General features: G+C 72.3%; 17 protein-coding genes. 10 read left to right on the top strand and 7 right to left on the bottom strand.

The window, feature by feature from the left end:
* Position 1: 1 nt before the first annotated feature.
* From ACFY0P_RS05790 to ACFY0P_RS05775, 4 genes are all read right to left on the bottom strand, one after another.
* Complete coding sequence (locus ACFY0P_RS05790; protein ID WP_388907747.1) at positions 2 to 904, bottom strand: carbohydrate ABC transporter permease; 903 nt, start codon at positions 902 to 904, stop codon at positions 2 to 4.
* Positions 901 to 1,812, bottom strand: coding sequence for a carbohydrate ABC transporter permease (locus ACFY0P_RS05785; protein ID WP_388907745.1), 912 nt, complete (start codon positions 1,810 to 1,812; stop codon positions 901 to 903). The genes ACFY0P_RS05790 and ACFY0P_RS05785 overlap by 4 nt, the downstream gene beginning before the upstream one ends.
* A gap of 116 nt (positions 1,813 to 1,928) precedes the next feature.
* Entirely contained in the window at positions 1,929 to 3,257 is a 1,329-nt protein-coding gene (locus tag ACFY0P_RS05780) for an ABC transporter substrate-binding protein (protein ID WP_388907743.1), read from the bottom strand.
* Positions 3,258 to 3,533: 276 nt separating this feature from the next.
* On the bottom strand, positions 3,534 to 4,667 hold the full coding sequence (locus ACFY0P_RS05775; RefSeq protein ID WP_388907741.1) for an ROK family transcriptional regulator: 1,134 nt from the start codon (positions 4,665 to 4,667) through the stop codon (positions 3,534 to 3,536).
* A 477-nt stretch (positions 4,668 to 5,144) separates the two neighbouring features.
* Between ACFY0P_RS05775 and ACFY0P_RS05770 the strand changes: the two genes are divergently transcribed.
* The 6 genes from ACFY0P_RS05770 to ACFY0P_RS05745 all read left to right on the top strand — a co-directional run bounded on the left by ACFY0P_RS05770 (position 5,145) and on the right by ACFY0P_RS05745 (position 14,422).
* Positions 5,145 to 6,068 (top strand): BadF/BadG/BcrA/BcrD ATPase family protein, encoded by a 924-nt coding sequence (locus tag ACFY0P_RS05770; protein WP_388907739.1) that lies wholly within the window; start codon positions 5,145 to 5,147, stop codon positions 6,066 to 6,068.
* Between the two features lie 275 nt (positions 6,069 to 6,343).
* Positions 6,344 to 8,278 (top strand): phosphatase PAP2 family protein, encoded by a 1,935-nt coding sequence (locus ACFY0P_RS05765; protein ID WP_388907737.1) that lies wholly within the window; start codon positions 6,344 to 6,346, stop codon positions 8,276 to 8,278.
* A 91-nt stretch (positions 8,279 to 8,369) separates the two neighbouring features.
* Entirely contained in the window at positions 8,370 to 10,067 is a 1,698-nt protein-coding gene (locus ACFY0P_RS05760) for a glycosyltransferase family 39 protein (RefSeq protein WP_388908829.1), read from the top strand.
* Between the two features lie 186 nt (positions 10,068 to 10,253).
* Positions 10,254 to 11,177, top strand: coding sequence for a MurR/RpiR family transcriptional regulator (locus ACFY0P_RS05755; RefSeq protein WP_388907735.1), 924 nt, complete (start codon positions 10,254 to 10,256; stop codon positions 11,175 to 11,177).
* Positions 11,178 to 11,587: 410 nt separating this feature from the next.
* On the top strand, positions 11,588 to 11,971 hold the full coding sequence (locus tag ACFY0P_RS05750) for a hypothetical protein (protein WP_388907733.1): 384 nt from the start codon (positions 11,588 to 11,590) through the stop codon (positions 11,969 to 11,971).
* A gap of 108 nt (positions 11,972 to 12,079) precedes the next feature.
* A complete protein-coding gene (locus ACFY0P_RS05745; protein WP_388908827.1) occupies positions 12,080 to 14,422 on the top strand; it encodes a SpoIIE family protein phosphatase in 2,343 nt (780 codons plus the stop codon).
* Between the two features lie 16 nt (positions 14,423 to 14,438).
* On the opposite strand, the gene ACFY0P_RS05740 is transcribed toward ACFY0P_RS05745, so the two are convergent.
* Positions 14,439 to 15,239 carry a peptidoglycan-binding protein gene (locus ACFY0P_RS05740; RefSeq protein ID WP_388907731.1) on the bottom strand — a complete coding sequence of 267 codons (801 nt, stop codon included), beginning with the start codon at positions 15,237 to 15,239 and terminating at the stop codon, positions 14,439 to 14,441.
* 185 nt (positions 15,240 to 15,424) lie between these two features.
* Here ACFY0P_RS05740 and ACFY0P_RS05735 point away from each other — a divergent pair, with 185 nt between their 5' ends.
* The 4 genes from ACFY0P_RS05735 (at position 15,425) to ACFY0P_RS05720 (ending at position 20,202) form a co-directional block, all read left to right on the top strand.
* On the top strand, positions 15,425 to 16,168 hold the full coding sequence (locus tag ACFY0P_RS05735) for a TetR family transcriptional regulator (RefSeq protein WP_388907729.1): 744 nt from the start codon (positions 15,425 to 15,427) through the stop codon (positions 16,166 to 16,168).
* A 159-nt stretch (positions 16,169 to 16,327) separates the two neighbouring features.
* On the top strand, positions 16,328 to 16,747 hold the full coding sequence (locus ACFY0P_RS05730) for a Zn-ribbon domain-containing OB-fold protein (protein WP_388908825.1): 420 nt from the start codon (positions 16,328 to 16,330) through the stop codon (positions 16,745 to 16,747).
* Between the two features lie 52 nt (positions 16,748 to 16,799).
* The gene (locus ACFY0P_RS05725; RefSeq protein WP_388907727.1) at positions 16,800 to 17,186 is read left to right on the top strand and encodes a DUF4440 domain-containing protein; all 387 of its coding nucleotides are present in this window, start codon (positions 16,800 to 16,802) and stop codon (positions 17,184 to 17,186) included.
* Between the two features lie 250 nt (positions 17,187 to 17,436).
* On the top strand, positions 17,437 to 20,202 hold the full coding sequence (locus tag ACFY0P_RS05720; RefSeq protein WP_388907725.1) for a hypothetical protein: 2,766 nt from the start codon (positions 17,437 to 17,439) through the stop codon (positions 20,200 to 20,202).
* Between the two features lie 33 nt (positions 20,203 to 20,235).
* On the opposite strand, the gene ACFY0P_RS05715 is transcribed toward ACFY0P_RS05720, so the two are convergent.
* Both ACFY0P_RS05715 and ACFY0P_RS05710 read right to left on the bottom strand, forming a co-directional pair.
* Positions 20,236 to 20,631: a PPOX class F420-dependent oxidoreductase gene (locus tag ACFY0P_RS05715; RefSeq protein WP_388907723.1), complete on the bottom strand. Its 396-nt coding sequence runs from the start codon at positions 20,629 to 20,631 to the stop codon at positions 20,236 to 20,238.
* A gap of 102 nt (positions 20,632 to 20,733) precedes the next feature.
* The gene (locus tag ACFY0P_RS05710; protein ID WP_388907721.1) at positions 20,734 to 21,492 is read right to left on the bottom strand and encodes a type 1 glutamine amidotransferase domain-containing protein; all 759 of its coding nucleotides are present in this window, start codon (positions 21,490 to 21,492) and stop codon (positions 20,734 to 20,736) included.
* Positions 21,493 to 21,521: the final 29 nt, after the last annotated feature.

The raw sequence follows: 21,521 nt of genomic DNA, 5'->3' as shown, positions 1-21,521 counted from the left end.
GTCAGTCCTTCAGTCCGGCATTGATGTCGGCGCCCATGACGTAGCGCTGGAAGACCAGGAAGATCACGATCAGCGGGATCATGGAGATGACCGACGCGCCGAGCAGGACCGACCAGTTGATGTTCTGCGCGCCGACGATGCTCTGGATGCCGATCTGCACGGTGAACTTGTTGGGGTCGTTGAGCATCAGCAGCGGCCAGATGTAGTCGTTCCACCGCCACTGGAAGGACAGGATGGCGAGGGTCAGCATGATGGGCCGGGAGAGCGGCACCATGATCCGCAGGAAGATCGACAGTTCACGGGCGCCGTCGATGCGTGCGGCTTCCACGAGTTCGTCGGGAACCGTCAGGAAGAACTGACGGAACATGAAGCATCCGGTCGCGGTGAGCACGGCCGGAAGGATGATGCCGGCGAACGAGTTGTAGAGGCCGAGGTTGCGGACCACCAGGAACTCCGGGGCGAGCATGACCTCGCCCGGCAGCATCGTTGTGGCCAGGATGCAGAGGAAGAACGCCTTGAGCCATTTGTTGTCGTACTTGGCCAGCGCGTACCCGGTGCAGCAGCTCACTCCCACCGTGAGGATCGTCGTGATCACGCACACGATGGCCGTGTTGATGAAGAACTGGGAGAAGTTGGCACTGCGCCAGGCCGTCAGGTAGCCCGACAGGGTGGGGTGGTGCGGCACCAGCGTGAGCGGATAGGAGAACAGGTCGCTGGCCGGCTTGAGCGAGCTGAGGATGAACCACAGCACCGGCAACCCGTAGAGGCACGCGAGGATCCACAGCAGTGTCGTCGCGGACACCGCCTGCCGGATCCCACCCCTTGCCACGCCGCGGGGCCGCTTCTTGAAGACGGCCCGCCCGGGATCGGCGTCGACCTTGCGAGGCATGTCTGTGGTTGTCATCGGTTCTCCACCCGCCGGTTGACGATCAGCTGGATGATCGCGACGGCCATCAGGATGAGCATGAGCACGAATGACGCGGCGCTCGCGTAGCCGATCTGGCCGCGTTGGAAACCGGTCTGGTAGATGTACTGGACAAGGAGGTTGTTCGACGTTCCGGGTCCACCGTTGTTGAGGGCGACGAACACCGGGTATTCCTTCATTGCGTTGATCGTGTTGAGCAGGACGACGATGAACGAGGTGGGTGCGATGCTCGGCAGTGTGATGCTGAAGAACTGGCGCCATGGTCCGGCGCCGTCGAGCGAGGCCGCCTCGTAGTACGACACCGGCACGTTCTTGATCGCCGCGATGAACAGCAGCATCGTGAATCCCGTCCACATCCAGGACGCCGCCATCACCACCACGAGCAGCGACAGGTCCGCGTTCGACTGCCACGGGACGGCACTTCCGCCGAGCTTCTCGATGACGTAGTTGACCAGTCCGAAGTTCTCACCGAACAGCCACCGCCACAGGACACCCACGACGATGGGCGACAGCAGCCACGGGATGAAGAAGATGACGCGGGCGACCGACGTACCCTTGGCGTGCTTGCTCACCACCAGATTGGCGGCGAGCAGCGAGAGCGCGAAGTTCAGCGGTACGAAGAGCACGGTGTACAACAGCGTGCGGCTCAGCGCGTCGTAGAACGTGGAGTCCCCGAACAGGTTGTGGTAGTTGTCCAGTCCGATGAACTGGAACGCCCCCACACCGGTGTAGTTCGTGAAGGAGTAGACGAGCCCGATCACCGCCGGCCAGACGAAGAACAGCGAGAAAAGTATGACGTTGGCCGCGATGAGGACGAGCGGCGCGACGGTGTACTTACTGCGTCTTCTGGGCGGGCTCGCGGACACTGCCGGGGCGGGTTTTGTCATCTTCCTGACTCCGTGCTGGTGGAATGGATTCCGGTGGGCTCACGCCATGAGCCCGGCATCACGCGGGCGCCCAGGTCCGGGCGGCGGTGTCTTGACCCGCCGCCCGGACCTGTGGCCTACGATGCGCCGCCGACCTGCTGGTTGTAGCCGGCGACGATGTTCTCCAGGGCCTTGTCGGACGACTGCTGGCCGTTGACCGCCTTGCCGAGTTCCGTCTTGGTCGGGTCGGTGGTGATGCTCTTGCCCTTCAGCGCCCATTCCGTCTGCGCGCCGTTGAAGTAGCCGGAGATCGGGGCGTAGAGCGGGATCTCCTCGTTGTACAGCTTGAACGCCGCCTGCGCCGCCGGGGACTTGAAGGGGTAGTTCGGGGTCAGGCCGCTCTCGACCGGGAGGAACCCGGAGCTCTCGACCAGTTCGGTGTACTGCTTCGGGTCGTACACCCACGTCATGAACTTCTTCGCGGCGGTGGCCGCGGCGCCGTTGTTGTTGAAGCCCACCATCAGGCCGCCGGCGTTGACGTCGCTGGCCTGCACGGGCTGGGCGGGGGTCGGGACGCTCGCCCAGTCGAACTTCTTGATGCTGTCCGAGAAGGCGGCGACCTGCCACACGCCGGACCAGTAGGCGACCACGTCACCGCTCTGGAACATCGCGGACGGGTCGGCGCCGCTGGTCCACACCGACTTCGGCATGGTCTTGTCGTCGTTCCATCCGACGAAGGTCTTCACGGCCTTCTTGGTCGCGGCGTCCACCGAGAACTTGCCGGAGGAGTCCGCGTGGACGTACTTGCCGCCCATCTCGTAGACCATGGCGCGCAGTCGCGACGGCGACTGGTCGAAGGTCAGGGAGTACTTGGCGCCGGTCTTCTCCCGGACCTTGTTCGCGGCCGCGATGAAGTCGGTCCAGGTCCAGGTCTCCGAGGGCGAGGTGGGGAAGGAGACGCCGGCCTTCTTGAAGAGCGTCTTGTTGATGAACAGGCCGGACGCGGTGACGTCCGAGGGGATGGCCAGCACCTTGCCGGACGAGTCCTTCGCCAGGAAGTTGGCGTTGATGTTGTAGCTCTTGTTGCCGGCGATGGAGCTCAGGTCGATCAGCTTGTTCGACCAGATCGGGTCCAGCGCCGGCACGGCCGCCACGTCGGGCAGAGCATTCGCCTGCGCGGAGTTGTGCAGCTTCGTCGTGTAGCCGTCGTAGGGGATGTTGACGAGCTTGACGGAGACGCCGTGTTCCTTCTTGTACTGCGCCACCAGCTTCTTCCAGCCCGCGTCCTGCCCCGGAACCGTGGAGATCCAGAACGTCAGCGACTTCGAGTCACCGCCCGAGCCGGATCCCCCTCCGCAGGCGGAGAGCAGCAGGGCTCCTGCCGAAGCCACGGCAGCGAGAGGAACCAGGCGGCGCATACCGCCGCGGCCGAGTCGGCGGGAACGCCGCACACCCACAGTGGTCATCTTCGATCCCATTTCGTCGTACGGACGGAGCACGGCGCCGACTGAGGCGGCACGGGTGCATTTTTATGGAGAAGTCACTTTCCGGGGTGCGCGGCCTCGCCCGGCCGCATCGTCCACGCGGGGCGAGATCCCCGGCCGTCCTGGCCGTCACCGCACGGGCACGCCCTCGTACGGTTGCCGTACGTCGTGTACGGGCTGGGAGGCTCACCCCAAGCCGGCGTCCCGGCCGACTTAGAAAGCGCTTGTCCGGACATTGGCAGACCGATAAGGAAGCCGTCAATCCTTCGCCTGCACACCTTCGGTCACGGTTTGGACTCCCTTGGCCACGGCGAGCCGCGCGGCACCCACCACGGTACCGAGATCGCCGATCTGGCTGCTGACCACCTCGGTGGGCCAGCTCAGCCGTCCCAGCTCGGTGCGCACCCCGGGCAGGAGCTGGGGGTCCGCGCCGGTGCTGCCACCGAGCACGATCAGCCCCGGGTCCAGCACGGCGGCCACGGCGGCGGCCAGCCTGCCCACGTCGGCGGCGTGCCGGGCGACGAGGGAACGGGCCGGTTCACGACCCTCGGCGGCCAGCGCGAACAGCCGGTCGGCGGTACGGGGAGACGGTCCGTCGCCCTCCCGCCAGGCCTCGGCGGCCCGGCGCAGCAGTGCCTGCGAGCCGACATAGGCCTCCAGGGCCTCCTGGCGGGGCTCCCGGTCGTCGTCCCAGGGGTAGGGCAGCCGGGCGAGCTCACCGGCCGCACCGTTGGCGCCGCGCAGCACGTGGCCGCCGATGACGATGCCCAGACCGATACCGACGCCGATCCGCAGGTAGCCGAAGGTGCGGCGGCCCCGGGCGGCGCCCTCGTGGAGTTCGGCGAGGGCCGCGCAGTTGACGTTGTTCTCCAGGTGGACGGGGACTCCCGGCGGCAGGGCTACGGAGACCGCGTCGAAGACGGGCCCCGCCTTGGCGGTCGCCGGACGCATGCCCGTGCCCGCCCGGTCGGGGGCGCTGACGTCACCGATGGCGACGACGATGGCCCGCAGCGGGGCGCCGGCGGGCAGCGCGGCGAGGGCCTCGCGCACGGCGTCGGCGGCTCGGGTGCGGGGCGTGTCCGCCTCGGCCAGCAGGGTGCCGTCCAGGGCGCAGGCGCGGACCCGGGTGCGGGCCGGGCCCAGGTCGACGGCGAGGACCGAGCCGGAGGCGGGCCCGAGGCCGTAGACGGCGGCGGAGCGGCCGGTGCCGCTGGAGGCGGTGCCGGAGTGGGTGGCAAGACCGGCCCCCTCCAGCTCCGCGACGGCGGCGGAGACCGTCGGCTTGGACAGGCCGGCCAGGCTCGCGAGCTGCGGCCGGGTGGCGCTGCCGGCCTGGGCCAGCACGGCGAAGACCGCGCCGGCGCTCTCGGTGAGCCGGGGGGCCTCAGCCACGTCGTGTTCCACAGTTCCCCCATGGGTCAGGGGCCGCGCTCCCCCGGGTGCCGGGGGAGGCGGCGATGCGGTGCCGTTGTGCCGCGCGGTTCTGGCCTCGACAGCGTCCCGTTGATCGAGTCCGCGGCAACTCTTGACGCACTGTACTTCGTTAGTTAACTTCCTAACGAAGTACACGGTACTCGCCTGCCGTGCTCCGCAAGAAGCCCGTCCCGGGGCTTCCCGACTTGCACAACTCCTGTTCGGCCAGGCACGGTTCGCCCAACCGTCGCAGCCAAGCGCTCCGCTGGAAGTGCCGCGATGCGCCGTCGTTCACCCGCGGCGCCGTCGTGGCTGTTCGCGCCTATGCGGCAGTAGCCGCATATCGGATACGGCCCCGCGCCCCTCAGGCGCGCCGCCGATTCGCAGCGGACTTCGCCGGACCCGCTCCGGGCCAGGCTCTTCGGCGCTCTTCGCCCAGACGACGAAAGAGGATCCGTGCAGGACGCTTCTTCTTCTCCGCCCTCCCCGTCCTCCCCGCTCGTGGTCGGGATCGACGTGGGCGGCACCAAGACCCAGCTCCGCGCCCTCGCCGGCGCGGAGCGGGTCGCCGACCACGTCCGTCCGAGCAGCGGCTGGCGGCCGCACGACCCGGCCGCAGCGGCCCGCTGGCTGACCGCGCTGGTCCACGACGCCCTGCCCACCGGCACCCGCCCGGCCGCCCTGGCCGTCGGCGGGCACGCCTGTGAGACCCCCCGCCAGTGCGCCGGGATCGCCGCCGCGCTGCGGGACCTCCTCGACGTGCCCGTCCTGGTGGTGGGCGACGCCGAGCTCCTCGTCCCCGCCGCCGGCCTGGACAAGGGTGTCGGCCTGGTCGCCGGCACCGGCTCGGTGGCCGTCGGCCGACTGGCCGACGGCAGCCCCGTGCAGGTCGGCGGCTGGGGTGCGGTCCTCGGGGACGAGGGTGGCGCCGCCGGACTCGTCCGCGAGGCCGCCCGCGCCGTCTGGGCCGCGCACGACCGCGGCGAGGCCCCCGACGCCCTCGCGACCGGACTCGTCGCCGCCTTCGAGGTGGCCGAGGTACCCGCGCTCGGCGCCGCGCTGGAGGGCGCCTTCGACGTCTCCGCCGAGTGGGGCCGGCACGCCCCGGTGCTCTTCGCCGCGGCCGACGCGGGCTCCCGGCTCGCCGCCGACGTGATAGCCGACGGCGGCCGCGCCCTCGCCGGCCTCGTGGTCCGGCTCGCCGCCCGCGGTCTCGCCGTGGACGACGTGGTGGTCGCGGGCGGCACGATCCTCTCCCAGCCGCGGCTGTACGACGCCTTCGCCGCCGCGCTCGCCGAAGCCGTACCCGGGGCGCGGCCACAGCCGTTGCGGCTCCCGCCGGTCGAGGGAGCGGTGGCGCTGGCGCGTTCGATCCTGTGAGAAACGCCTCCGCAGCCCGTCCGGTCCCGCGCGCCTGGACCACGGGCTGTTCGGTGCTGCGAACGCGCAGGTCCCGGCCGGTTCTTCCGGTGAACCACAGGCTGCCGTTCAACTCCGGGTCACGTGGCGGTCGCCGGACGATGACCGCCGGGACACGAACTCGCCCTAGAACTTCGCTCGTTCAACACTTTTCCCACGCGAACCCACCCGCTCACGCGCATCCGGAGCATCGGCCGTCCGCGTGAACTCCCCCAGAACTGAAGAGAGGCACACCCATGCCGTCACCTGCCGGGCACCACTCCGCTTCTCCGGCCCGTGGACTCGCCGTCGGCCGACGGGGATTCCTGAAGACCTCGCTCGGCGCGTCGGCGGGTGTGGTGGCCGCTCCGACCCTCGTCGGCTGGCTCGCCGCAGCCGACGCCAAGGCCGCCACCGCCGCCCTCGCGTTCGTCGACGACTACAAGACCAACATCAGCACCAACCTCACCGCCGACACCAACGCGGTGGTCCGCATCCTCGGCGGCTTCGCGCAGATCTGGAAGACCGGTTCCGCCTGGAACACCGGCAGCGTGCTGCGCGCCGACATCCTGCGCGCCAACATGCGCTACTGCGCCAAGATCACCAGGAGGCGCAGCGCCGCCGACGCGAAGAAGGCGTTCCTCTACGACCGCCAGCACCAGAGCTACGCGATGATCGCCGGCCTCGGCCCGCTCGCGGACCTCTACAAGGCCGGTGCCCTCGCGGTCACCTCGATCACCAGCGCCCCCGACGGCACGCCCGCCACCACGATCAACGACGCGGTCCCGGCCGGCGCCCCGGCGGGCTCGGCGCTCGGCGCGGGCTCGCACGACTCCGCGCTGGGCAAGGTGGCCACCCTGGTCGACACCCTGCGCGGCACCTACGCGTCCGGCAACCCGTCCAAGTACGCCTACCAGTACCCGCGCCCGTGGCGGATGAACGAAGACAGCCAGGTCGTCGACACCGGCAGGACCGACGCGTACGGCTTCCCGGTCTACGAGTCCGAGGTGGCCGTCGCCCCGCAACTGCTGCGTCAGCGCAACACCTCCCCCACCGACGACGGCGGCTTCCCGTCCGGCCACACCAACGCCTTCCACCTGGCGGGCCTGGCCTACGCGTACGCGGTGCCGGAGCGCTTCCAGGAGCTGGTCACCCGCGCCCTGGAGCTGAGCGACACCCGGATCATCGCCGGTATGCACAACACGGTCGACGTGATCGGCGGCCGCATCATGGCCACCGCCCTGGCCGCCGCGACCCTCGCCGACCCGGCCAACGCCGACCTGAAGGCGGCCGCCCGCGCCCAGGCCCTCGCCTACTTCGAGGCGCAGACCGGCTCGACCGCCGACACCCTGTACGCCTACGCCCACTCGGCGAACGCCGCGACCGACCCGTACGCCGACCGCGAGGCCAACGAGCGCGCGGCCACGCCCCGGCTGACGTACATCCTGGACCGCGAGGGCCGCGACCTGCCGCTCACCGTGCCCAAGGGCGCCGAGGTGCTGCTGGAGACCCGCCAGCCGTACCTCACCGCCGACCAGCGCCGCGAGGTGCTGCGCACCACCGGCCTGCCCTCCGGGTACGTGCTGCTGGACGGCCCGGAGCAGTGGGGCCGCCTCAACCTGTTCGCCGCGGCGGACGGTTACGGCGCCTTCGACGCGGACGTCACGGTCACCCTGGACGCGGCGGCCGGCGGCTTCGCGGCGGCCGACAGCTGGCGCAACGACATCGGCGGCCACGGCGGTCTGACCAAGAAGGGCACCGGCACGCTGACCCTGACCGGCGACAACCGCTACCGGGGCGGCACCGTGCTGGCCGCCGGCACCCTGGTCGCCGCCTCCGAGGACGCGCTGGGCCGCGGGGACGTCCGGGTCTCGGCGGGCACCCTGCGGGTCGCCGGGGAGCTGTTCGTGCGCGGCACGTACACGCAGGACGCGGGCACCCTGGAGGTCACCCTGGCCAAGGGCCGCAAGGCGCCGCTGGCGGTGAAGCACCTGGCCGTCCTGGGCCGGGGCACCATCCTGTCCCTCACCCTCGACACCGAGCGCCCGCCGGCCGCGGGCAGCATCCTGCCGGTCGTCGACGCTCCGCGGCTGCGCGGCCAGTTCGACAAGGTGGAGCTGAACTCCGCCACGCTGCGAGCCGTACCCGTGTACACGGCAGACGGTCTGTCGGTACGACTCGTGAAGCGGTGACGCGCCCGGTGGCGGGAGCGATGCGACAGTAGGGCCCATGACTGCTCGTGATCGCTCCCGTCGCCGCGGGCCCGGTGTCCCCGCGGGGCGGATGATGGCAAGCGAACAGCAGTCGGTCCTCGAACCCGACGTCCCCGGCCTCCCCGCCGGCCCCGGGCCGCTCCCCCGGCCCACCCCCGCGGCCCGGCTGACCGCCGCCCTGCGCGCCCGCCGCCGCTGGCTGGTGCCGGTCCTCGCGGTGCTGCTGCTCGCCCAGATGGCGGCGGCGATGGTCACCACCGCCGTCCAGCAGACACCGACCATCGACGAGCCGGTCTACGTGGCGACCGCCACCGACTACCTCCACGAGCACCGGCTGCGCTACAACGTCGAGCACCCGCCACTCGGCAAGCTCGTCGTCATGGCCGGCATCGCCGTCGCCGACCCGCACTACGACCCGTCGTACCGAGGCGACCAGGGGCAGGTGGGCCGGCATCTGCTGTACGCGTCCGGCAACGACCCCTGGCGGGTGATGCTGTGGGCCCGGCTGCCGGTGATCGTGCTGACGCTGCTGTTCGGCCTGGTGGCGTTCGCCTTCGCCCGCGAGGTCCTCGGTACGGCCGCCGGGCTGCTGGCGCTCGCCCTGTACTGCTTCTCGCCGGACGTCATCGCACACGGCTCGCTGGCCACCCTGGACGTGCCGTCGGCCGGGTTCGTGCTGACGGCGGCGTGGCTGGTCTGGCGGGCCCGGCGCCGGCCCCGGCGGTACCTGCCGCTGGCCGGAGCCGCGTTGGGGGCCTCGGTGGCGACGAAGATGAGCGCGCTGCCCGCGGTCCCGGTGCTCGTCGCGCTGGCGGTGGTGTCGGTGTGGGGCACACGCCCAGGCCGTGCGCTGCGCGCCCTCGCGGCCGCCGCCGTGGTGACGGTGACGGCGGTCGCCGTCGTCTGGCTCTCCTACCTGGCGGTCGATCCCCGGCTGCGTCCGCTGTCCGCCGAGCCGGTGCCGGCGGTGCACGGCCTGCGGGGCCTCCTGGTCGGCCTGATGCCCTTCCCGGAGTCCTACCGGGACGGCATGCGGATGCAGTTCGCCCTGGAGGACTACCCCTGGCAGGGCTATCTGTTCGGGCACCTCTACACCGGTTCCCGCTGGTACTACCTGCCGGCCGCCCTGCTGGTGAAGACCCCGCTCGGCATGCTGGCGCTGTGGGTGGCCGGTGCCGTGGCGCTGGTGACGGTACGTCGGCTGCGGCGGGCCGCGCCGTACCTGCTGCTGCCGCCGGCGGTGCTGCTGGCCGCGGCGATGACCGGGTCCCGGGACTTCGGGACGCGGTACGCGGTCTTCATGCCGATGTTCCTGGCGGTGGGCGGAGCCGCGGTCCTGACGCTGCGCCGGCGGTGGGTGCGGCCGGTGGGCGGGGCGCTGGTGCTGTTCGTCGCGGTGAGTTCGCTGCGGACGTTCCCGTTCTATCTGCCGTACGCCAACGAGGCGTTCGGGGGCCCGGCGAAGACGCATCAGTGGCTGCACGACTCCAACGTGGACTGGGGGCAGGACCTGGGCCGGCTCGCCGACCGGCTGCGGGAGCGCTACCCGGGCGAGCGGATCTGGCTGGTCTACAAGGGCAGCGGTGTCCCGGAGTACTACGGGATCCACGCCGCCGACCCCCGCAAGGTGCCGCTCCGCAGCGTGCACGGGCTGCTGGTCGTCTCGGACTCGTCGGCCGCCAAGGCCCGGGGCGGACTGGCCGAATTGATCGACACCAGCCGTCCGGTCGATGATGTCGGTCATTCGATCACCATCTATCGGCGGTGACCGTACGATCCACCCGATCCACCGGCGACGGCCACCGCACCCGTCGCCGGTGAGCGCCGGAATCCCGGTGCTGTTTCCGCATCCTGGGCGTTCGGCGCCGGGACGGTCCGGCGTACCGCACAACCCCTGGTCACCACGGTCCGTGAGCTATGTTGAGTCCTCGTGGGAGACAAAGGAGGCGCTTCGGTGCCATCGCCGCAGCAGGCCCGGGCCCAGGCATCCGCGATCACCTCGGGCAAAACCGTGCCGGAGGCCGAGGCCGCGCCCACCTCCCAGCTCCGCGAGCTCTTCGACGGCCCCCGGCTCTCCCCCGGCCAGCGCCGCATCGCCCAGTACCTGATCGACCACATCACCGAGGCGGCCTTCCTGTCGATCACCGACCTGGCCGAGCGGGTCGGGGTCAGCCAGCCGTCGGTGACCCGGTTCGCGGGCGCGGTCGGCTTCAACGGCTACCCCGCGCTGCGTGAGCGGCTCCAGTCGATCGCGCTGCGCACCCTGGCGGGCGGCACCGGGGCCGCCACCGAGCAGCGCAGCAACGAGCTCCAGGCCGCCGTCGACGCCGAGATCGAGAACCTGGAGAACCTGCGCCGGGACTTCGCCGACCCGGACCGGGTGATCTGGATCGGCCGCGAGCTGTCCCAGTCGTCCCCGCTGACCGTGCTGGGCCTGCGCATCTCCGTCTCGCTGGCGGAGTACTTCGCCTACGCCGCCCGCCGTATCCACCCCGACGTACGGCTGGTGACCCGGGGCGGCAGCGTGGCCTACGACGCGCTGCTGCAGTCACGCGAGGCGGGCGGCACCTGGGTGCTGGCGTTCGGCATGCCGCGGCACGCGCAGGAGACTCTGACCGCGATCCGGGTGGCCCGCACCGCGGGGCTGCGGGTCGCGCTGGTGACCGACCTGGCGCTGGGCGCGCTGGCCGACGAGGCCGACGTCACCTTCAGCACCGGCATCGGGTCCCGCCTGGTCTTCGACACCTACGCGGCGCCCGGTCTGATGGCCGCCGCCCTGCTCCAGGCCATGACCGACGCCGACCCCGAGCGCACCCAGGCGCGACTCGAGGAGTACGAGCAGGTCGCCGAGGAGCACCAGTTCTTCCTCAAGGACTGACCTCGGCTCCGATGTCCCCGCACGACCTCGTAAGGGGAGCATTCACCTCATTTCACGCATGAATGTTTTCATACGTCTTGCAAAGCGGACGGCATATATAAATACTGCTCACGGATCACTCCCGGCCCACTCCGGGCGCGTTCCGCACCCGAGGACGCACCGCTCGCACCCCGCCCCGAGAAAGCCGACGGACCGCCCATGCGCACGCAGCACCACCCGCAGTGCCGGCGGCCGACGGCCGGGGCCTCGCACGGACATCCCCAGCCGCCGTCTCCTACCCGCGTCGGCGCCGGGGATGTTCGAACGGGCATCGCCTGTGCGATCCGCCCGCGGCGGCTCCGGCCATCCCCTAGGCCGGAGCCGCCAAGACCTCCGTCGAGCACCCTCACGACGCCGCACACCCGGAAGCGATGACCATGACTGTGACGACGACCGCGCGCATCAGCCCCGACTGGCCCTGCCAGGTCAAGGCACCGGGCAGTTACGACTGGGAGCGCTCCGCCGCCAAGTGGCTGCGCGAACTGGTCCCGGCCCGCTACGCCAGCTATCCGGCGCTGATCCGGCACCCCGTGCTGCTCGCCCGGCACGCGCAGATCCAGGTCCAGCACGAGGTCCGGGTGGCACGCACGGCGCTGCAGACCGCGCGCGCCGAACTGCCCCTGCTGGGCCTGCCGGAGTCGGTCATCGAGCACACCATCAAGCTGTACGCGGCGGAGGTCATGCAGCTGCAGCACATCGCCCGCAGCGTCCGCGTGGTCACCGAGGCGCTCGTCGGGCACAGCACCGGCCGCTGACCATAACCGTCCACGAATGCCCATATCCTTCACGGATCGGGTACGAGTGTGATCGGAGGCACCTTCTTGTGCCATGCTCGACCCGTGACGAGCGAGTACGTGCCTGCCATGGACACCGGTGCCGTCGCCGAGCTGGCAGCCCTGGCCAAGATCGTGTCCAGGCAGCGCGCCGAGCTGGACCGACTGCGGGAATCGGTGGCCACTTCCGCGGTTGTGGAGCGTGCCAAGGGCGCGCTGATGGCCACCACGGGCTGCTCCCCCGACGCCGCGCACGAGGCGCTGCTGCACCGGGCCGAGGCCGGGAACCGCACGCTGCTGGAGGAGTGCTGGCTCACCCTCGGCGCCCTGACGCCCACCGCGTCCGCCGCCGGTGTCCCCGTCACCGAACCGCCCGCACGGGCCGTGGCCCGGAAGCCGGCCGCCCCGCCCGGTACCGCGGAGGTCGCCGAGATCCTCGGCCGTCTCGGCAAGGCCCTGCTGCACGTCGGTTCCCCGCAGGAACTGGCCGGGACACTCCTCGACCACCTGGCATCCCGGGTCGACGCCGACGCGGTGCTGCTGTACCGGCGGCTGCCCGGCGACGGGCTCGAGCTCGTCGGGCACGCGGGACTCGACACGACGCTCGCCGCCCAATGGCACCAGGTACCGCCGCTCAAGGGGATCGCCCCGCTGGAGGTGCTGAAGGCCGGCGACCCGCTCTGGCTGGAGCACTTCACCGAGGACCGGGAGGCGTTCCAGCTCATCGACGAGCCGCCGGGGCGCTGGCTCACCCGGGCGTGGCTGCCGGTTTCGACGGACCTGGTCCTCGGTGTACTTCGCCGCCCCGCGGCCGCCTTCGGCCGCGCGGACCGGGAGCTGCTGCAGTCCGTCGCCCGGCTGTGCGCAGGCCGGCTCGGCGCCCTGGACGCCCCCGCCGAGCCGGCGGCCTCGGGCCTCGCCCAGGCGGTGCAGCCGGTCCTCGACGCGCTGCCGGGAGCGACGGTCCTGCTGACCCCGCTGCGTACCGCCGCCGGCGAGGTGGAGGACTACCGCATCGAGGCGGCCACTCCGGGCGCCGTCGACATCCTCGGCCGCACCGGTCGCGAGCTGATCGGCTCGCACATCCTGGAGAGCTATCCCTCCGTCGCCGGCGAGTCGCTGTGGCAGGGATACCTGAAGACGCTCGGCGGAGGAGAGCCGTACGAGGGCGAGCCGTTCGTCTACGAGGAGATCGTCGCGGGGGTGACCGTGACCGCCACCTACTCGGTGCGTGCCGCGCGGCTCGGCGACGGTCTGCTGGTGACCTGGCTCCGGCACGACACGGAGGAACGTCAGGAGCAGCGGCTGGCGGAGCTGCAGCGGCTGGGCAACCTGGGCTGGGCGAACTGGAACCTGGTCACCCGTCAGGTCAACTGGTCGTCGCAGGTGTACACCATCCTGGGCCGCGACCCGGGACGCGGAGCGGTGCCGCTGGACCTGCTGCCGGACCTGGTGCTGCCCGAGGACGCCCACGCGCTGGCCCGCGCCGTCTCCGAACTCGCCCGCACCGGCCGGTCGTTCGACGTGCCCTTCCGGATCAGGACCGGGAACGCGGTACGGCATCTGCGGGCCGTCGCCGAGGCGGTGAGCGCCGCGGACGGCACGGTCGTCGAGGTGCACGGCTTCGTTCAGGACCTCACCGCGCAGCGCAGCGCCGAACTCGCCCTGGTGGACAGCGAGCGCGCGATCCTCGTGCAGCGCGGCGTCCTGGATGCCGAGCGTGCGCTCGCCGCCCGGCTCCAGCACGCGCTGCTGCCGCTGCCCAGCAATCCGGTACGGCTGCACGGGCTGCGCGTCGAGGTCGCCTACCTGCCCGCCCAGGCGGGGGTGCATGTCGGCGGTGACTGGTTCAGCGCCATCGAACTGCCCGACGAGGCGGCGCTGTTCGTGGTCGGCGACGTGGCGGGGCACGGCGTCGACGCCGTTGCCACGATGGCCCAGCTGCGGTTCACCGCCAAGGGCATGGTGAGCACCGGCTCCTCCCTGACCGGTGCGCTGGCCCGGCTCAACTTCCTGCTCCTGCACTCGCGCGACGCCCAGTCGACCGCGACACTCGTCCTCGCCCGCTACGACCCGGCCGAGCGGCGACTCGCCTGGGCCCAGGCGGGCCACCCGCCGCCGCTCCTCGTGCGCGGGGGCAGGGCCTACCGCCTCGACCGTCCGGCCGGCATGCTGCTCGGGGCGTCGGCGGAGCCGGTCTACGAGTCCGCCGAGTTCCAGCTGGAGCCCGGCGACCGGCTGCTGCTGTACACCGACGGCCTGGTCGAGCGGCCCGGCGAGGACATCGAAGCGGGCCTGGACCGCCTGGCCGCGGCCGCGCTCGCCGCCGGACCCGCCTCCTTGGACGCGCTTCTCGCCGCGATGCTGGCGGGTGAACGGCGGGACGACGTGTGCGTGCTGGACATCCGGGTGCCGGCGGAGGGCGAGGAGTAGTCGCACCTCCGGGCCGTCAGCCGTCGGTGAGGCTGGTACGGGACTCAAGGGCGCGGCGGGTGTCGTCGCCGTAGACACCGCGTTCGTCGCCGCTGATGCCGTACCAGACCTGGAAGCGTTCCACGGCGGCGGTCAGGGCCGCGTCGTAGGTGCCGCCGGTGGAGCCGTCGCGGTAGACGTCCGGGATGCGCAGCAGGCGTTGCTCCAGTTCGACGACCTCGGGGCCGGTGTCGCCCTGGCGGAGGGTGCCGGCGCCGTCGGGGTCGGTGGCGGTGTCCGAGGCCGGCGGGGTGGAGGCCGGTGCCGTGGTGGCGGACTCGGACGGCTGGGCGGCCTCGGCGGTGCCCTCGCGGCCGGGCAGCAGCAGGGCGCAGCCGAAGCCGACCAGGGCGGCCGCGCCGACGGCCACCACGACCGCGGCCCGGCGCAGTCCCGGCCCGAAGCCGAAGGCACGGGACGGGCCGGCGCCGGGGCCGTGACCATACCCGCGGCCGCCGGGCGCGGTGCGCGGGCCGTCGGTGACGGGCGGCAGCTCCTGGGTCTCGTCCTCCATGCGGGAGCCGAAGGAGCCGATGCCGGAGACGAAGGACCCCGTGCCGGAGCCGACGGCCGGGTCGAAGGCCTCGAAGTCCGCGGGGCCCGGGCTCTTCGCCTCCTTGGTCTCCCGCGTCTCCCTCGCCTTCTCGGCGGCCTCCGCATCCGCGTGGAACTCGCGCATCAGCTCCGCGAGGGAGTCGAGCCGGCGGGGCCGCAGGACCCGGACCGGTTCCAGCACCGGTCCGCGGTGCGGCTGTTCAGGGTCGGGCGGTGTCGACACACTGCTCTCCTTCCACTCCCCGTGCGCACGGGGAGTCCGCGATCCCCGAGAACACATACGGGAGGACCGCCCGGCCGGTTCAGCCGGGGACCGCAACCCGGCCCTGGCCGGCCGGCAGCGCACTCAGTCCCCCGACCTGGTGCACTGAGTGCCATGCGGGGCGACGGAATGCTACGTTCGCGTCCATGAGCTCCAGCAGCGTGGCACCGCCCGCCAAGCCGCCCATGCGGGACGCCCTGGTCGCGGCGGCCTTCCGGCTCTTCCTGGAGCGCGGGTACGAGCAGACGACCGTCGACGACATCGTTGCCCTCGCGGGGGTCGGGCGCCGCTCCTTCTTCCGCTACTTCCCGTCCAAGGAGGACGTGGTCTTCCCCGACCACGAGGGGTGCCTGGCCGACATGACCGCCTTCCTGGCGGCGGGCGACCCGGAGTGCGAGCCGGTGCGGCGGGTGTGCGACGCGGCCCGGCTGGTGCTGCGGATGTACGCGGAGAACCCCACGTTCTCGGTGCAGCGCTACCGGCTCACCAAACAGGTCCCGGGGCTGCGCGCGTACGAGCTGTCCGTGGTGTGGCGCTACGAGCGCGCGCTGGCCGAGTACCTGCGCGGCCGGTACGCCGGCCGGCCGGACGGGACGCTGCGGGCCGACGTCGTCGCGGCGGCCGTCGTCGCGGCGCACAACAACGCGCTCCGCTCCTGGCTGCGTTCCGACGGGCGGGGCGACGCGGACGAGACGGTCGACCACGCCCTCGGGTACGTGCAGGAGGCGTTCGGCACCGCAGCCGTCGGCCCCGCTCCGGGCGGGGCGCCGGCCGCGCTCTTCGGCGGCCCGGCGGAGCACCCGGACGACGTGGTCGTCCTCGTCTCGCGGCGGGACGCCCCGCTGTGGCGGGTGGTACAGGAGATCGAGACCGCGTTCGGCCGCGCCTGAATCCCGGTGCACCCACATTGGGGGTACGCAGTGCCTTTACGGTTGGCACTGAGTGCCATACGCTGTCGGCGTGCACGGTGGCACGGCCAACCGGGCACAGGCGTGCCCGGCCGGGTCCGGACACGTGTGATTCCGGGCGAGCGCAGGGAGTTGACCAGCGTGTACCACCACTCGACGAGCGCCGCGCAGTCGGCGGTCGGATTCGCGACGGGCGTGCTCGACCCCGCGCCCGCGGACCGTGCCAAGGACGCCATCGTCTACCAGCGCTGCACCTGGTGCGGCACCGCGATGTACCACCGGCTGCTGTGTCCGGTGTGCCAGGGCAGCGAGCTGCGGACGGAGCGCAGCGAGGGCACCGGCACGGTCCGCCACTCGACGGTGGTGCACCGCAACACGCCCGCCGCGCGCAACGTGTCCCTGATCGAGATGGCCGAGGGGTTCGTGGTCCGGGGCCGGGTCATGGGCCCGCCGATCGGCATCCACAGCGGTGACCGGGTCAGGCTCTCCACGACCAGGGACCCGGTGCGGGGCGAGCCGGTCTTCCAGCTGCTCGACGAGCCGTACCGGGCCTGGAGCTGACGCTCGGAAATCCGGTTGCCCGGTGACCGGGGCCCTGGGCGAGGATGTGGCCATGAGCGACGAATCGGCCCAGGTGGCGGCTGCGATCGCGGGTGAGCTGCGGCTCATGGAGCCCGAGGTGCGCGCATCCCGGGAGTCGGCGGCCGAGCTGCTGGACCCGGAGTTCGTGGAGGTGGGCGCGTCCGGCCGCAGGTTCACGTACGGGCAACTGCTCGCCGAACTGCCGGACAAGCCGGGCGCGTCGGCGGACGGCCCCCGGTACGAGCCGTCCGGCATGACCGGTGTCGTCCTCGCTCCCGGGCTGGTACTGGTGACCTTCGAGGCCCGTCTCGGCGACCGCCGTTCCCGGCACAGCTCCCTCTGGCGCCGGCGCGACGAGCGGAGCGGCTGGCGGATGTACCACCACCACGCCACGGTCGTACCTCCCGGCGTCGACTGACACGGCGGGGGCTGAGCGAGCCGTGACGGCCGTCGTGGTGGGGGCCGGGGTCCTCGGCGCGTCGGTGGCGTACCACCTGGCGTGCCGGGACGCCGCCCGGGACCTCGACAGGTGCCGTTTCTCGCGCACTTGACCCTTCACTCCCTCCTCACAGGCAACCCACAGCCTCAACTCCCCGTCCTCCGGAGCGCGAGGGGCTTCCCGGGACGGCCGGGACGGCCCGTGCTCGCCTTCCGAGGAGGAGGGAACATTGGTCCGTACCCGGCGCATATGGGTCACCGCGGCGGCGGTGCTCGCGCTCGTGGGAGGAGTGTCCGGCACCACCGCACACGCTCGACAGGCCCCGGCCGCGGTCAGATCCGACGGGAAGCTGCCACCGGGCTGGCACATCGACCAGGGACGGTCGGCGCCCCAGCTGGTGTGGCGGTCCGGCAGACGGGTGCCGATGGGGGACGCGCGGGTCGAATTCCGTGCGGACGGGCGGCTGTTGGGGGTGCCGAAGCCGGAGCGGGACGGGCACACCTTCCGGCTCGGTCTGGACGGGGCGGCGCGGGCAGGAGCGCTGAAGAACCTGCAGGTCTGGTCCGGTGGACGCCGGTTGGACACCCGCGAGGCCGCGCCCACGACCTCGGCGGCGGCCCGGCCCCCGGCCCCGCTGCCGGCCAATCCGGTGGACCCGGGCAAGCCCGGCCCGTACCGCACGAAGACGGGCTCGTACCGACTCAAGTCGGTGCGCCTGCCGGGGTTCTCCGTCCCGGTCGAGATGCAGGCCGTGGTGGTCGCGCCCACCGGGGTCTCCGGGGCCCGGCCGCTCGCGCTCTTCCTGCACGGACGCCATGCCACCTGCTACGCCCCGCAGGGCGGCTCCGACGACGCCTCCGGGGCCTGGCCGTGCCCGGACGGGACGCTCCCCATACCGAGCCACCGGGGTTATCTGCGCGACCAGCAACTACTGGCCTCCCAGGGCTATGTGACGGTGTCGATCTCGGCGAACGGGATCAACGGCCAGGACTGGCAGGCCGAGGACGGCGGCGCGCAGGCCCGTTCGTCCCTGATCCGGCTGCACCTCGCACACTGGGCCGACTGGGCGCGCGACCCGCGCCACGCGCCCCCGATCGTGCGCGAGGCACCCCGCGCCGACCTCTCCCGTGTGCTGCTGATCGGCCACTCGCGGGGCGGCGAGGGCGTCAACCGGGCGGCGCTGGACAGCCTGTACCCGCCGCCGGCCGACCAGGACGGCTACCACGGCAGGGTGCGCTGGCACATCAGCGGGACCGTGCTGATCGGCCCGACCGTCTTCGGCCAGAACCCGGTGCCGGACGTGCCGTCGCTCACGATCCTGCCGGGCTGCGACGGCGACGTCTCCGACCTCCAGGGCGAGGTGTACGTCGACGGCACCCGCGCGGTCAGCAGCGGCAAGGCCCTGCACAGCGCCGTGTACGTGATCGGCGCCGACCACAACTTCTTCAACACCGAGTGGACGCCGGGACAGGCTCAGGCCCCCGCGGAGGACGACTTCTCCGACGACCCGGACCACCCGGACCCGGTCTGCTCCCCGCAGGCCGCGACCCGGCTGACGGCCGACCAGCAGCACCGGGCGGGCTCGACGTACATCGCGGCGGCGGCCAGGCTGTTCGTCGCCAGGGACGACAGGGTCCGTCCACTGCTGGACGGTTCGGGGCGGCGGGCGCCGTCGGCGGATCCGGCGCGGGTGCTCGGCCACGCGGTCGGCGCGAACCGCGGTGCCGGGTTCCTGCCGGACGGAAAGGTGACGGTGACCGGTGGCCGGCTGTGCTCGGCGGTCGATCCCGATCCGGCGGTGGCCTGCCTGGGGCAGGGCGCCACGGGTGTCTCGCCGCACTTCGCGCAGTGGGAGACGGGACGGGAGACCGGTCGGCACGCGATCGCGCTGGACTGGACGTCCGCCGGAACTCCGGCCCGGGTCCGGGTGGCGCGGCCCATCTCGCTCTCCGGTGCCGAGGCGCTCGCACTGCGGGTCTTCGTGCCCCCGAACTCCCGGGGCACGAGCCTCGACGTGTCCGTCACCGACAGCCACGGCCGGCGGGCCACGCTGGGCCGGGTCCGGGCCGACGGGCTGCCCGGCAGTGACCGCACCGCGTCCTACTGGGCGCGCGAGCTGCGCGTACCGCTCACCGCCGCCCACCGGGCCGGGGTCGACCTGCGGTCCGTCACGTCCCTTGAGCTGACGCCGCGTTCCGGGTCCGGACGGGCCTGGCTGATGGACGCCTGGGGCTGGCGGCCGGGTACCCCGGCGGTCCGCGCGGCGGGGCTGCCGCGCGTCGACGTCGGCCGGCTCACGGTCGACGAGGGCGACTCGGGCGTGCGCACCTACCACGTCCCGGTGCGGGTGTCCGGTCGGGGCAGCGGCCAGGTCCGGGTGTACGTCGTCGACCCGGCCACCGGTACCGCGAAGGACCGTCTGGTCACCGTGCGGCCCGGCGGCCACGGCATCGACGTGCCGGTCAAGGTGCGGGGCAACACGCGCTACGGCGCCGACGTGCCGTACGACGTGCTGGTCAAGGCCGTCCACGGGGCCGTGGTCGGCTCCTACCGGGGCGGGCTGACGGTACACAACGACGACCCGGCACCCACCGTCACCGTGACTCCGCTCGCGGACCGGGTGACCGAGGGCGCCGCCCTGAAGTGGCGGATCTCGCTGTCGCAGGCCGCGGACACGGACATCGGCGCGCTCTTCGTGCCGGTCCCGGTCGGCAGCGGCGGCACGGAGCTGTCCACCAAGGACGTCGACCCCGGCTGGCTGGCCGAGGTCTCCGGCGCGGATCCGGACCCGGAGCGGCCGCTGTCCCAGGTGGACGGCCTGTACCTGTGGCTGGACGTGCCCGCCGGAAAGACCGGTCTCGACGTGACCGTGCCCACCGTACGGGACCAGGTCGGGGAACCGGCCGAGTCGGTGACCTTCCAGCAGACGGACGACGAGGGCAAGCCGCTGCCCGGCGGCCTGACGCTCAACGGGACGGTGCTGGACGCCTCGTAGCGCCCCTGGCGCCCTGAGGAGGTCTCGGCCTCCTCAGGGCGCCAGGGTCACCCGGATGCCGACCGTGCCGTCCACGCCCCGGCGCAGCCTGCTGCCGAGGAGGGTGAGGCGGCCGGTGATGCCGTACTTGCGGGCGATGAGGCCGCGGTAGCGGGCGGTGGTGGCCGCGTCGGTGATCTCGGCGGTGGCCGGGACGAGGTCGCCGGTCGGGTTGCCACGCAGGTCGCAGGGGCCGACCGTGACGTCGGCACGGCGGCGGATGCGCTTGACCTTGAAGGAGTCGGCGACCGTCCAGACGCCGAGCGTGTCCCCGTCCCGCACCACCCACACCGGGGTCGGGACGGGGGTGCCGTCCTTGCGGTAGCTGGTGACCAGCAGATACTTACCGGCGGCGAGCCGGTCGAGCGCCGTCCCGGTGATGTCGTCCATGCCCGGAGTCTAGGCGAGTGCGCGCCCCGAAGGCTGGGGGAGGAACTGCGCGACCAGCCCCCACCGGCCCGCGGCCGACGAACCGCATGACCAGCGGAACACTCAGGTGTCCGAACTCCGGTCGAGCAGGCCGAGGTACCTCCGCGCGAAGAGATACGCGTCACCGGGCCAGCGGGCCGAGAGATAGGTGCCGTCCTCGACGACGAAGGCGTGGGTGTCGTCGGTCGCGGTGCCACGCCGGGTGAGCTCGCGGGGGCCGCGCTCGAACTGGGCGTCCGGGTCGGCGAGGGCGGCGCGCACCTCGTCCTCGACGTAGGCCGGGTAGGTCCGGTAGTAGCGGCCGAGGCGCCAGGCGGTGGTCAGGTAGGCGGTGCGTTCCATGTACTTGGGCAGGCAGGTGGTGCGGCGGCCGGACAGGACGCTGCGCCCGGTGGCCGGGTCCCGGGTGCGGGCGAGGACCAGGACGCCGTGGCAGATCGCGCCGACCGGGCGGCCGAGCGCCCAGAACTTCCGTACTTGGTCCTGGAGTTCGGGTGAGCCGAGGTACTGGCGCATGCCGGGGGCGTGTCCGCCGGGCAGCAGCAGCCCGTCGAAGCCGGTGACGTCGAGGTCGGCCCAGGCCGGCGTGGTGGTGAACTCCGGTGCTGCGGTGAGCTGTTCGTAGAACCGCTTGGGTTCGTCCTCGGCACCGAGCTGCCCGAACAGGACACCGGTGAGCAGCCGGGGGTCGGCGGCGGGGCGGGTGCCGGCGCGTTCGGTGGCGAAGACGACCTGGTGGCCGGCCCGGGTCAGCTCCCGCCAGGGCACGGCCACCTCGGTCACGTCGAAGTCCCGGTCGGGAAGCGGTATCAGCACACGCATACGGCCATGATGTCAGCCGGGCGGTCCCG

The sequence above is a fragment of the Streptomyces sp. NPDC001714 genome (genome assembly GCF_042892755.1).
In the GTDB taxonomy this organism is placed as follows: Bacteria; Actinomycetota; Actinomycetes; order Streptomycetales; family Streptomycetaceae; genus Streptomyces.
Note: the sequence above shows the minus strand (reverse complement) of the source record. Positions and strands in the feature narration are given on the sequence as shown.